This window comes from Candidatus Neomarinimicrobiota bacterium (assembly GCA_022560655.1).
GTDB lineage: Bacteria > Fidelibacterota > Marinisomatia > SCGC-AAA003-L08 > TS1B11 > JADFSS01.
In genome coordinates this window covers 1-12,049 of sequence record JADFSS010000026.1, presented here as the reverse complement: position 1 = coordinate 12,049, position 12,049 = coordinate 1, and the positions used below count along the sequence as shown (strand labels likewise).

Here is a 12,049-nt window from a genome sequence, read left to right as displayed (position 1 = left end):
CTAGTGCAGACTGCGAGCCGGTGAACTTGGTTGCCCCATAATATAGAAAGGTGGTGCTAAAGTCTCTAGTATTATCCGCACGTGTGATCTGGCGCACATGCTGCCGGCTCAGTGAACGACAACCAGCTTCAGATAAGCCGTGATAGTGCCCACCCGCAGCTCCGCGACATAGGGCCCGGAGGCAACACGCTGCCCCCGCTGGTCCCGACCGTCCCACTCCGCCACATAGCGTCCCCGATATTGCGGTGCATCGCGCAGCACCCTCACGAGGCGACCAACGGCATCATAAATGGTAAGCGCCACTTCGGAGTAGCGGGGAATCGCATAGCTGATTCGGGTGCGATAGCTGAACGGGTTGGGGAAATTGGGTCCCAGGGAGAGCGTCAGCCGGCCCAATTCCGGCGCCAGCGGTGCTTGGGACGATTCCAGGATGATGGGCACCGTATCGGTCGTCGCCACCGCGCCCTCGCTGTCTCTCACCAGCACCGCCCAGTAGAAGATTCCCGAAGTGTCAAAATATGCCGTTACGCTGGTAAACGGGCCGGCCGGCTGCTGCTTTATCACCCGCTGGCCGCTTGAATCCAGGAGTTGCCAGGTATAGAGCAGGTTATCTCCGGGGTCCCTGTTTTGGCTCGGCTCCCAGGCGAAGGTGATAAGCGTGTCCCGACCCGCATACTGCAGACGCTGGTCCCAGTCCAAAGTCACCGGTCCCGTGAGGACAAAGGGTCCGGGCGGATCGTTCGCGGGGCTCACGGTCACGGTAAAGTCGCCGCTGGCGGTCGCTCCCTGTGGATCGGTGACCGTTACGCGCACCTTGGCCCGACCAAACCAGTCGCGCCGCAGGTGCAACACGGTCGTATGGCCGCCAACAGGCTCGAACGTCACCGGCAGGGTGCCCGGTCCCGCGTTGCTGAAGTCCAACCTCAGTGCCTCAACCGGGTCGTCCACGTCAGCCATCAAGGGGGCCCATGCGATGACGGCCGTGTCGTCTTCGGCCAGATGCAGGGGCTGCGGAGAGCCCAGCGTAGGGGCGTCATTTTCACTCAGAACGGTTACCTTGAAACTGTCAAATACCAGCACGCTGGTATCAGCGGCGTCCCGGGCAGAAATGACAAACGACCGGCTACCGTACCAGTCCGGAGCTACACTCAAGTGCAGCTCGCCTCCCGCCATGACCAGGACGATGCCGTCGTCATCGCCGGAGCTGAAAATGGCGTAGTCCGTTCTAACTGTATCCAGAACGTGGTCGGGATCGACGAAGATGTCCGCCAGAACCCCTACCACCATAGCGGGCGCATCCTCGTTCAGCACGATGTCTGGGAGCGGAGTCCCCCGACGAGGGAGGTCGTTCACGGGGGCGATGGATAGTCGAAAGGTGTCGGACACCACGTGACCCAACTCGTTGGTGGCCCGCACGACCACCTGCGCGGCGCCGTGGTAATCGGGCGTGGTCGCCGCCAGAACGCGCCCATCGAGTACCAGCAGCTGGACATGATCTCCGAAGGGGTGCCTGACCTGGTACGACACGCCGTGATTGGCATCGTCAAACGTGGCCTCCAGGTCCGCGATGGGAACCCAGCCCTGAAAATCCTCCTGTAGCGTCACATCCGGTATGACAGCCGTGCGCACCAGCGGGCGGTCGCTGCCACTCCCGCTTACATCGATGCGCAGCTCGTGCGGTCGGCCGAAGGTTGCGTAACGCAGCACGACCGTATCGAAATAGTTTTGCATGCGGATGGGGCGAAAATAGAGCGGCACCTCAAGTCTGGCTCCCGGCGCCAAACTGAATGCCAGCGGTGGAATGGAAAAGGCCGGGTCCGCCAAGTCCAGCTCCAGCGAGACGCTCAGCTGCTCTGCACCGAGGTTCGCCAATGCAAGTGGACGGTGGGCCGTTAGCAGCACCGGCTGGGGACCAAAATCTATCCGTACAGCTGGCGTCTGCAAAGGCAACCTTACCTCCGCGCGAACTGTTAACGCCAGTTCGGGCAGCGCGTCCGACGGCTGGTTGGATGCTGGCAAAAGTTGCTGCTGGAACGGAATCTGCACCAGGTAGGGCCCGGCCAGCGCCGGTGAAAACGTCACCTCCAGATCGATTTGCCGGCCCGGTTTCACCACCAACTGGGCCGGAGTGGCTGTCCAGCCGACCCGGTTTCCACCCGGCAGGGTCTGGGCATTGTCGCCGCTGCGTCGCTGGAGCACCACCGCATAGGGCGAGCCGTTAGCCACGCCGATACTCCGCCGGTAGGCGCTGCCCGCAAAGACTTGGCCAAAATCCAGTGTATCTACCAGCAGGTACGCCGGTTGGACGACCTCACCCGCTAACGGCACCGACAATTGACCGACAATCCCGTCTGTGGCGTAGGGTAGGTTCAGGCTGCCAGAAAATCGACCCGCTTGCCGCGGTAGCCACGTGACGACGATTGAGGCGGAGCCGTGGCTCGCCACTACGGTGGGCAGTTGTGCCCGCACCCCTTGGGGAGCCTCGACAGGCGCTGGGAAGGTGATGGGCAGGGAGCCCAGATTCTGCAGCAGAAGACCATAAGACTGCCGTGACCCAACATAGACCCGGTCCCAGGAAATTTGTGGTGGTATGGCCGCTAGTGGCGCCCGCGGGGTAGCTGTCAAGGCCAGGGGTAATATATCAGCGGTACCAAACGAGGCCGAATGCCAGTACAATTCAAGTTTCAGCTCGCGGGTTTTAAGGTCGGTTTGGGTGAAGGTCACGGGAAACCGTACGAATTGACCCGGCCGGAGCTGCTGAGGGGCTAGCGCGACTTCCACAAATTCCCGCTGAAACGCAACCGAATCCAGGTCAATGATGCCTGCCCCCAGATTCGCCAGATCCATGAAAAGCGTGCGAGACTCCCCCGGAAGCATTGCGCTGAAGACCAGCCGCAGGGTGCTGGGGCTCAAATTCGGACCGGGGGTATAAGCCGCAGCGGGGGCGTCATCGATGGAGTCCGGCATTGCAAAGGGCCCGCTCTGCCCTGGGTACAAGGGGCCAGACACGGCGCTGGCGGCAAACATTGCCAGGATATAATAACGCTGGTAGTTGCAAGGGCCAGAGGACATAACTGAATAATTTACAGCGAAGTTGGAGGGGATACGGAAGCAGGGCCTATGCGGCGTGATCCAGACCATTCACAACTAAAATGCCTGACTGAACCTCACCCGATAGTGCACTCCCCCGCCATACGGATTAAGGCCGGCATCGACGGCCACCACATGCAGCACGGGGAGAAACACCCGCAGTCCAAGTCCGTAACCCATCATGGGCTGCGCCTCTTGCAGCGGTTGGCCGGGGCCATAACCCCAGCCGGAATCCACAAACAGCACACCGGAGAGACCCACCTCCAACTGCCTAATTATTTGTCTTGGCATGATGGTCTGGCGCAATTCAACGCTGGCCCTGGCCACGCTGGTGGCCTCCTGCAGGCCCGGCACGCCGGGATTTTCGTCGGGATCAACATGATAGCCCCGAACCCATTGCTTGCCTACGTACTGCTTAATGTGCAGCGGGGTCTCGCGATCATATTGTGACAGTGACAGGCCCATCCCCAGCACCAGTGGCATCAGCCCCTTCCGCAGGCCCACAAACCACGACCCGTCCACACGCAGGTTCGAGAAGGTGGGCGAGTCGGCGTCCAAGCCGAGTACAGGCGAAAAGAACAGGCTGAGACGAACTCCGCGCGTAGGGTCGCGCCAGATATCGGTGGTGCGCCAGAGGAGCTGAAACTTCGATTGCCATTGGCGGTGATTGTAGGCCACCCTGATCGAATCCGGCGGATCGGGACCCTTATTAATACTAAGCCAGCGGATGGAGCGCCGTTCAAGGCTGGTGGCGGCCCGCAGTGAAAGGGTCTTGTCCCGGGAAGCTTTAAGGAGGCCCACCTCCAGATCCCTGATCTGAGTGCGAAAGTTATACACCGGGTGGGATCTGAAAACCCGCAGCAGCCAACCTGTGACGCCAATCTGATCGCCCAGCAGCCAGGGATCGGCAAAAAGGAGCGTGTAGGTCTTTTCAGCGCCAAAAGTTGCCGAAAAATCAACCCGCTGATTCAGACCCCGGAAGTTGAGATAACTGATCTGCCCACCATACGACCAGCCCAGATCATCCAGATGGTATATCAGCGGCAGGGGCACCACGCGGATCGTCTCCACCACCTCAACAAGCAGCTCCGCTTCGCGGGTTGAAATTGGCCTGAGGGTGAGGTCTACTCGCTCAAATATGCCCAGATTGTAGAGCCGGTTACGATCTTCCCGGGCCAGTGTGGAATCGAACGGCTGACCCAGACGCTGGGACACCTCCCGCGCGATGATGTGGGGCCGTGTAGCCTCATTGCCCTCGATGGTAATCTTCGTGATGATGGGCTGGCCGCTTTGAGCCCACAGACTTGCGCCCAGCACCAGCAGCGCGTAGCCCAAAACTTTCACCAGCAACGATTCGTGAACTGCCGGCCTCGCAGGCTAACCATCACTAATAAAAGAAGTGTAGCTGCAGGAGGAGACTGACGGTTTCGCCACCCGTGAAGGTATCGCTGTCGAAGCGAATCTGGGGTTTCAGCTCCAGGAACGGCCTGGGGAAGAACTCGTGGCCCAGGGTGATACGGCTGAGTTTATCCAGTTCTGTCTGTGGCTCGGTGCTGCCCTCCTGGGCATCCCATTTAAGGAAGAGGCGCCAGCCCTGCCTGATCAGCACGTCCAGCTCCGCATAAGCCACGGCTGAGGTTATCCCCGGACCGGCCCAATTGTCCACCCAATCGACCTCACTGAGCAGTGTAACGCGCCCCCAGTTCAGTCCCGTGAAAAGTCCCCTGAAGATGGGCTTGCGCTCCCGCAGGTAAGAGCCTCCGGCCATGATCGTCAGGCCGCCCAGTGATCTTATCACTTCCATCCGCAGGCCCAGCTGCGCGTCCCTGGCCGTGGGCGAGAATTTTGGTATCATGGACGGGTTGGCCACATGGGCCGTCAGAAAGATGTCCCCGAAATACAGGCCGGCTTCAACCGTACCGTCGCCGTGGTAGAAGGGGCCGAAAGGAAAGCTCTGTTGCCGGAACGGAATCCCCGGCACCAGCAGGCGGCTGGGGTTGCCGCCTCTGATGTAGCTGGTATGGTCATCAAGGTTAAGCCCATAGGCCGGCCGAAAACGGCCCATCCGCGCATAGGCCATCCCCGTTTTGTTGGTCAGCCGGACCCAAAATTCGGTTTCTGCCTGAAGGAGGAAATGTGCCAGGTAAAAATCCAGGGCCTCCCCGGCGAAAGCGTTCATGTAAGCAGTAGCCTGCATGGGGAAAATGCCACTCAGCGGTTCCGTTCGTACACTCGTTGTATCATACCAGAACGCCTGGGTCCGGACATCGACGCCCCAGCGCAGGAAGCTGTTGCTGCGGGCATTCAGTCCCCTGGCGCGGGATGCTCTCCTACCGGCTCGGGGCAGATCGCCCAAAATGACCTCCTCCAGCCCGTAGGCGCTACGCATACCCCCGCCCAGGGGTGTCACGTGGCACAGGTTGCAGGAAGCCCCGTAAGCCAGGGCAAACTTCACCGTGCCGTGCGCTATAGCGGGCAGCGAAGTGAGGGCCAAGCAGACGATTGTCATTCGTATGCGCTGGTTGGCTCGAGCTGGTCTCATCCGATTCTCTTGTGGCAAACTACACCAGCTGGCAGGGTCGATGCAAGCATGGAACCGGCGATTTCCAAACAAGAAAAGGTCTCGCCGGAAGCGAGACCTTTTCTATGGTCGGAGGCTGGATGAGTAATGGACTATTTCCTGCCACGGGCCATCTTCGCCCGCGAGACATCCCCACCTTTGTCGATAAAATACAGGTAGCCGGATTCTCGACGGACACCGGCATCGGCTACTTTGGTGGCATTGCCACCGCGTTGCCCAGCCCGGGCCATCTTTGAACGCCACACGTGGCCGTCCTTGCCCAGGTAATAGAGGTAGCCCGATTCCTTCCTCACGCCAACCGTTTTGACCTTCTCTGCCATTGCAACGCTCTCCTATATTGGTGACTTCGCAAGCTTGAAATTCAGCATTGGCTCTCCTGACGGTAAAGTTTGAGTCTCTCGTCGATAAAGTCAAGCATTTTTGCCTTCAAGTCTCGGATCAAATTCAGATTCCAATACAGCTACGTAATTCCATCAATATCAATACCTAGTGTTGTCCCGCTTCCGGGGACGGGGTACCAAATGGACGCCAATGATGGGGACCATGCGACCAATTTCAGCGCTCCATCGCCCGAATAAATCGCGCAAAAAAAGCCCCCAACCTCACCAGATCACTAGCGGCCGTCAGGATATTCCGCCCCAAACCCAGTTCCGTGTGCTCGTAGAGGTTGGTGATGTGCAGGTGCACCCGCTGCCTCAGCAGCCGCTTCAGGGCCAGCGCCTCGGTATAGGGGACCGCCCGGTCCTTGCGGCCGTGAATGACCCACACCGGGAAATTGATCTCACCGGCAAAATGCGCCGGGGACAGCGCCTCCAGCTGTGGACGGGCGCGGCTGAGAATTGCTTCGGCCAGCGCGGCGGTCTCCGAATTACCAGGCGTGAGGATCAGATTCGCTATCCGCTTCTCGTCATCAGGCAGCTGGTCTTTGGCCGCGTCCCCAGCTGACGCACTGTCCCGAAGGTAATGATCCAGTACTTCTCTCACCGCCCCTGTATCGAATGAGCCGGGAACCTGGTCCAGAAAGCTGTAAAAGAAGATCAGCTGCCCCCACCGGTCGGGCTCAACGATAGTTTTTGTCCCGCCAGCGCTGATTTCCCCAGTAAGAATGTACCGGAGGGCGGTTTCCATGTCACAATACGATCCGTAGGTCAGCACGGCTTTTGGAGGGGGCTGCTGCATGTCCTGGCCCACGAGCGCCTTCAGCATCAGAGCCCCGGCGAAACTTGTCCCCGCGACGCTGATCTGGTCAGGTGATACACTCTCAAGACCTTGGACATACTGATAGAATTTGCGCATGGCATCAATACTGGTCTGGTCAATGATGACCTGCTTGAGCCGCGGCAGGCGGGGAATAAACACCGTAAATCCGATATGAGCCAGGCCTCGAGCCAGGCTCACCAGGGCGGGGTGCTCCTCACCGTAAGGTGTTGCGCCGTGATATACCACGATGGCCGGACCGGCGTTGCGGCCCGCAGGTCGGTAGATATGATACGGTATCTGCCGATCTTCACCCAGTGGATAGTGCTCCGCCAGTTCCTCGATGCCCGTCGAAATCCGCGCCGGGAGCGAGTCGGGGCCCCGCACCACAATCCAGAGTGCTCCCCCGGCCCTCAGGAGCGCCCAACCCCAGCGGAGCAGCCACACGGCCGCCACCAAGGCCAGCAGGATCAGCGCGAGCGTGATCGGCCTAGCCCGCCCGCCAGACGGCCAGGCTGTCCGTAGCCAGGGTGCTGCCATCGGGCAAGAGCAACAAGCCCTCTACCTCGGGAAGGCTGTTCAACACCCGCAGGCCGCTCTCAGGTTCCATGCAAAACACCCCCTGGGCCAGACCGCCCGCCAACTCGCATGTGGGCGCCAACACCACGACGGCGCTCATGGTTTTGGCCGGAAGCCCCGTGGCCGGGTCGATGTGATTGTAGTAGACCTCATCACGAAAAGTGTAGGCTTGATCGATGCTGGAAGCAGTGGCTACACAACTGTATTCCACATAAAAATGCTCCACGACCTGCCCAGTGGCCGGATGCATGACCGGGTGCGTCCACGCGATCCCGTCAGCCGACCCGCCGTACGCCACATTGGTGCCCACCTGCACCCGCGCCGTGGGCACCCCTGCCAGGACCAGGTGTGAGAGGGTCTGATCGGCCACATAGCCGGTGAGAATCGCGCCCAGTGAAATGGCGTAGGCATCATTGGGCATGCGCACCTCCCTGCGCTCAGGCAGCAGCTCCAGACTGGCCCGGCGCAGGGCCAGCATTAACTCGCGCAGTGCATTCGCATCGGGTGGCCGTGGAAACTGATTGTTAAACCCGTAAGCCTGCTCCAGGTAGCCCATAAAGATATTCAGGCCGCCACCGGTCAGCTCTGATATCCAGGTAGCACGCTCCAGGATGGGGTATAATTCGGGATCAGACAGCTGCCCCTGCTGATTGAGCTGGTACAGGCTGCCGGCTGGGTTCAGCGGATCGAACTGCCCTTCCAGTCGCCCAATCTCGGCTATCGCCAATGCGGTGGCTGCATTCCGCCGCTCATGGTCGTCGGCCAGAGTGAGCACAACCGGGAACTGCAGGTAGCTGGTCTCAATGCTGATGATGGGCTGGAAGCGGGGCTTGCAGCCGATGGCCAACGCGGTGGCTGCCAGCAGGGCCATCATAGCGCTGGGTTTGACCAACCGACCGGGCCCTAAGCCCGGCGCGCTCTTGCGGCTCCCGCTCAGCATACGCTTGAATATACGCCTGTGAGGCGTGGCAACGTGGCGCTAACCTCATCCGGCCCGGAGGAGCTGGACTGTTAGCGATGGTCGGCGGGAGAATTTAATCGGCCGGTGGCGGGGTCGCTAGGGCGGGGTGGAAACAGTGGGCGCCGGCATGACGACACTGCTGGGATGACCCGCAGCTCCGCGCTCAATCATGGCGGCGGCAAGTCGTCGATAATCTTTTGCTCCCCGCGACTGCGGGTCATACACGGTGATGGGCAGCCTGCTCGCCGGGGCTTCGGCCAAGCGAATGTTTTCCCGCACCTCCTCCTTGAATACCAGTTGACCGAACCTGCTGCGCAGCTCCTTCACAACGGCTTTGGCATGGCGTGTCCTGAGGTCCACCCTGCACGCCACGATGCCCAGGATCCTGAGCTCCGGGTTAAGGTGGCGTCGCAGCGTTTCCGTGGCGGCCAGCACCCGCTCCACACTGGCCAGCGACAGGTAATGGGCCTCCACCGGGATCAGGACCTCCTTGACGCCCACGAGCGTGTTGGCCGTGATGAGGCCCCAGGCCGGGGGGCAATCTACAATCAGATAGTCCCATTGATCGGGCGGCAGTGCGTCTACGCTGCGCCTGAAAATCTGTACGGTGTCGAGCTCCCACGCGAGGGCCTTCTCGGCGCCGACGAGCCGCGGGGAGGCTGGCACCAGTGCCACCCCTCGAACCTCCGTGGCCTGCACCAGTTCCAGCAATGGCCGCTGATGGATGAAAATGTCGGTGACGCCCCCCCGGCCTGGATTGCTGATGCCCAGCCAGTCGGTGGCAGTGGCCTGCGGGTCCATGTCAACCAGCAGAACCCGCTTACCGATTTCCCCCAGCGCTGCTGCCAGGTTGACGGCCGTGGTGGTCTTTCCACTCCCTCCCTTTTGATTGAGGATCGCAATGCTCCTCACCTAGGCGCTCCCCCCCTGGGAGAAATAGCTAGTTGAGGGCCTGCCCGGCCGCATCGGTCTTGATGAGCAAAAGATCACTGGCGCCTGCGCCGAAGGAGTAGGTGCGCCCCGCGATGATGTAGCCACCATCGGCGGCCGGCTGCACCGACAATCCGAACTCCAGATCGTCACCGCCGTAAGTACGGCTCCATAGCTCCTCACCCTCGCGGTCGGTCTTGATGAGCCAGATGTCGCTTTCACCCGCGCCGAAGGAGAGGGTCGTGCCCACGATGATGTAGCCCCCGTCCGGCGTCTCGTGAACGGCGTTGCCCCAATCCCACTCACTGCCCCCAAAGGTTTTCGTCCAGGCCACTCTGCCCGCGCTATCGAGCTTGATCAACCACACATCGCTTTTGCCGCTCCCGAACGAAGTTGTGGAGCCCACCACGATATAGCCCCGGTCGGTGGTCAGGGCGACAAAATGGCCCTCGTCGAAACCGCTTCCGCCCAAGACCCGCATCCAGCTGGGTACCCCTTTGGCGTCAGTCTTGATGAGCCACAGGTCGTCCTCGCCCACACTGTTCGAGGAGGTGGCGCCGGTCACAATGTAGCCACCGTCGGGTGTGGGCTGCACGCAGTTGCCTTGCTCGTTTTCGATACCACCGTAGGTTCGGGTCCACTCCTCCTCACCTTGAGCGTCGGTTTTGACCAGCCAGAGGTCGCCGCCGCCGCTGCCCTGGGAATCCGTCCAGCCGGTGATGATAAAGCCCCCATCCCCGGTCTGGCTTACGAATCCACCCCAATCCCAGCCGTTACCTCCATACGTGCGGGTCCACAGCTGGCGCCCGTTTCCGTTGGTGCGAATCAAGCGGATATCGTAATCGCTGGGCAGTCTGTTGAGGGTGGCCCCGACGATAACGTAGCCCCCATCCGTGGTCATTTGCAGCGCTTCGCCCCCCTCGTAGTAACCGGGGCCGCTGTCAAACGTTCGCGACCACTCCTCGGCGCCCCCTGCCCCCACTTTCAGGAGCCAGACATTCCGCGCGCCACCCCCCTGCGGCGAGGTCACGCCGGCGACAATATAGCCTCCGTCACTTGTCTGGTGAACTGAACTGCCCTCGTCCTCCCCCGGACCCCCGAAGGTCCGGTGAAAGCTGATCGGTGGCTGCGGGGTCTGTGGCGGCTGCCTGCCTGCCAGGACTGCTATGGAGCCCAGCGCCGCGAGCAAGGCGAGTACGATGAGGGTGTTTGTCTTCCGCCCTGCACGCTGCGTTCCAGACCCAAAACCCATGCTGGAAGTTACGGCCTTGCGTTCATTCCGCCCCCAAAATTGACTGTCACTAGGCACAACAAACCGGCAACCGCCCCGCTTGCACGGCGCATGGGACACGGGTTAGCCCGCTCGGGGTTAAGATGATAGGGGCTTGCGAGCGCTTACCAGGCGGTCGGGAGGCGGAAAGTTAGACGATGAACTGCTCCGTAAGCGTCCGCTCATCGCCAGGCTGATTGGTCCGGTCATCCACCTGCTGCTGCTCGAACGCCTCCGTGGCCCTGGCCGTGAGAGCATCCATTAGGCTTGGCGGTTCATTGTTGCTCTCATCTCGGCCAGCTCCCGTGGGGGGCTCAATCTCGTTCGGGGTATTTAAGGCAAATGCGGCAATGCCCGTACCCGGTTCGGTGGCAGCAGCATCAGGAGCAGGCGTGCGGGGGGCGGCTGCAGCAGGTGCCGCACCAGGCTGGTCAGGCGCTTCATTTTCTTCCGCCTCAACCTGCCGGATGGTGGCCGGTACTTCAATGGGTTCGGGCGCAGCGGCGGCGTCAGCCCCTTCAATAGCTGTGCCCGGTTGAGTGGGGTCTGCTGCACCTGGCGCCGGTACCAACCCACCGGCTGCGGCCTGAGGCTGAGCGGGCGTTGGAGCCACGCCGGCACCCCGCAGCTCATTGTCGGCGGCCGGTCCCGCCGGTGTCCGGGTCGCTCCGAGATCATTGGCTGTATCCGGCGGCTCAATGCCCTCATCTGCTGCGGCAGGAGCTGCGACTGTGGGTGCGCCGGCATTATCGTTGGTGCCGGCAGCTGCCTGCGCAGCCGTGGCATCAGGCGTAGCGGCTTGAGCGTCGGCCGCTGCGGGGCCACCCGCCGGCTGAGTGGCATCCGCCGGGTTAGCTGGATTAGCTGCATCGGCGGGAGGCTGAACGCCGGGAACACCTGGTTCGCCTGCGACATTGGGAGCATTGGTCTCACCGCCAGGCCCTGCGCCGCCGCCGGCAGGCTGCTCAAATGCTGCGGTCAGGCCGGCAGGTTCGGCCGCCGGCTGTCCACCGGGAGCCTCGACATTACCTTGAACGAACGCTGGATTGACGTCGTCACCAGGCGCCGCCGGGGGGCCCGGATTGGCCAGGGTAGTATTGTCGCCGCCTACACTGGGTCCCTGCTCGGGCGCCGCCACGGCATTCGTAACGGCACCGCCACCGGTCTCAGTCGGCCTGTCTGCCGCCGGGTTGTTGGCGACCCCTGCCGGCGGAGGAGTTGCGGCTTGCGCGGTAGGATCCAAAAGATTAGTTGGGGCGCCACCCGGATTCTCTCCGGCGCCCTGGATCCGACCCAAGGGGCCGGGATTTGCGTCGGTATCGCCGGTTCCGATTGCAGCGGCATTCCCAACGGTCGCCGGTCCATTCTCGGCCGCCGACCCGATGGCGAAGCCACCGCGATCACCGGCCCCAATAGCGGCACCGGCAAGTCGGGTTTGGAG

Annotated in this window: 9 protein-coding genes; all 9 read right to left on the bottom strand. The window is 61.6% G+C overall.

Annotation, left to right across the window (positions count from 1 at the left end):
* Positions 1 to 108 precede the first annotated feature (108 nt).
* Positions 109 to 2,967: a hypothetical protein gene (locus IH971_05570; GenBank protein MCH7497302.1), complete on the bottom strand. Its 2,859-nt coding sequence runs from the start codon at positions 2,965 to 2,967 to the stop codon at positions 109 to 111.
* A gap of 180 nt (positions 2,968 to 3,147) precedes the next feature.
* Complete coding sequence (locus IH971_05565) at positions 3,148 to 4,440, bottom strand: BamA/TamA family outer membrane protein (protein MCH7497301.1); 1,293 nt, start codon at positions 4,438 to 4,440, stop codon at positions 3,148 to 3,150.
* A 37-nt stretch (positions 4,441 to 4,477) separates the two neighbouring features.
* The gene (locus IH971_05560) at positions 4,478 to 5,632 is read right to left on the bottom strand and encodes a hypothetical protein (protein MCH7497300.1); all 1,155 of its coding nucleotides are present in this window, start codon (positions 5,630 to 5,632) and stop codon (positions 4,478 to 4,480) included.
* A 131-nt stretch (positions 5,633 to 5,763) separates the two neighbouring features.
* Entirely contained in the window at positions 5,764 to 5,991 is a 228-nt protein-coding gene (locus tag IH971_05555) for a hypothetical protein (protein MCH7497299.1), read from the bottom strand.
* Positions 5,992 to 6,226: 235 nt separating this feature from the next.
* Positions 6,227 to 7,324, bottom strand: coding sequence for a hypothetical protein (locus tag IH971_05550; GenBank protein ID MCH7497298.1), 1,098 nt, complete (start codon positions 7,322 to 7,324; stop codon positions 6,227 to 6,229).
* A 34-nt stretch (positions 7,325 to 7,358) separates the two neighbouring features.
* Entirely contained in the window at positions 7,359 to 8,321 is a 963-nt protein-coding gene (locus tag IH971_05545; protein ID MCH7497297.1) for an FAD:protein FMN transferase, read from the bottom strand.
* A gap of 183 nt (positions 8,322 to 8,504) precedes the next feature.
* The gene (locus IH971_05540; protein MCH7497296.1) at positions 8,505 to 9,320 is read right to left on the bottom strand and encodes a ParA family protein; all 816 of its coding nucleotides are present in this window, start codon (positions 9,318 to 9,320) and stop codon (positions 8,505 to 8,507) included.
* Positions 9,321 to 9,348: 28 nt separating this feature from the next.
* Positions 9,349 to 10,590, bottom strand: a complete 1,242-nt coding sequence (locus IH971_05535; protein ID MCH7497295.1) for a hypothetical protein — start codon at positions 10,588 to 10,590, stop codon at positions 9,349 to 9,351.
* A gap of 169 nt (positions 10,591 to 10,759) precedes the next feature.
* A partial coding sequence (locus tag IH971_05530; protein ID MCH7497294.1) for a hypothetical protein occupies positions 10,760 to 12,049 on the bottom strand: 1,290 nt, incomplete at its 5' end.

Bases quoted from the DNA above. Each gene is read 5' to 3' on its own strand.
- IH971_05570 (MCH7497302.1), bottom strand. From the start codon at position 2,967: ATGCCGGACTCCATCGATGACGCCCCCGCTGCGGCTTATACCCCCGGT.
- IH971_05560 (MCH7497300.1), bottom strand. From the start codon at position 5,632: ATGAGACCAGCTCGAGCCAACCAGCGCATACGAATGACAATCGTCTGC.
- IH971_05555 (MCH7497299.1), bottom strand. From the start codon at position 5,991: ATGGCAGAGAAGGTCAAAACGGTTGGCGTGAGGAAGGAATCGGGCTAC.
- IH971_05545 (MCH7497297.1), bottom strand. From the start codon at position 8,321: ATGATGGCCCTGCTGGCAGCCACCGCGTTGGCCATCGGCTGCAAGCCC.
- IH971_05535 (MCH7497295.1), bottom strand. From the start codon at position 10,590: ATGGGTTTTGGGTCTGGAACGCAGCGTGCAGGGCGGAAGACAAACACC.